Annotated in this window: 1 protein-coding gene; it reads right to left on the bottom strand. The window is 59.9% G+C overall.

Going from position 1 to position 494, the window contains the following annotated elements:
- On the bottom strand, positions 1-494 hold a 494-nt coding region (locus ACIQ2D_RS17845), incomplete at both ends, for a DUF4573 domain-containing protein (protein WP_402866402.1).

Below are 494 nucleotides of genomic sequence, written 5' to 3'. Positions count from 1 at the left end.
GCGACACTGGACCAACGGGACCTACTGGACCTACCGGTGCTACTGGATCTACTGGCGACACTGGACCAACGGGACCTACTGGACCTACCGGATCGACTGGACCAACGGGATCTACCGGCGCTACTGGATCTACTGGACCTACTGGCGACACTGGCGCTACCGGTACTACTGGATCTACTGGACCTACTGGCGACACTGGACCTACCGGCGCTACTGGACCTACCGGCGCTACTGGATCTGCTGGCGCTACCGGACCAACGGGATCGACTGGACCTACTGGTGACACTGGACCTACCGGCGCTACTGGACCTACTGGTGCTACCGGACCTACTGGACCAACGGGATCTACCGGTGCTACTGGACCTACTGGACCTACTGGCGACACTGGCGCTACTGGATCTACTGGATCTACTGGACCCACTGGTGACACTGGACCTACTGGCGACACTGGACCTACCGGTGCTACTGGATCTACTGGTGACACTGGACCTACC

The organism is Lysinibacillus sp. NPDC097287 (assembly GCF_044761695.1).
Classification (GTDB): Bacteria; Bacillota; Bacilli; order Bacillales_A; family Planococcaceae; genus Lysinibacillus.
Note: the sequence above shows the minus strand (reverse complement) of the source record. Positions and strands in the feature narration are given on the sequence as shown.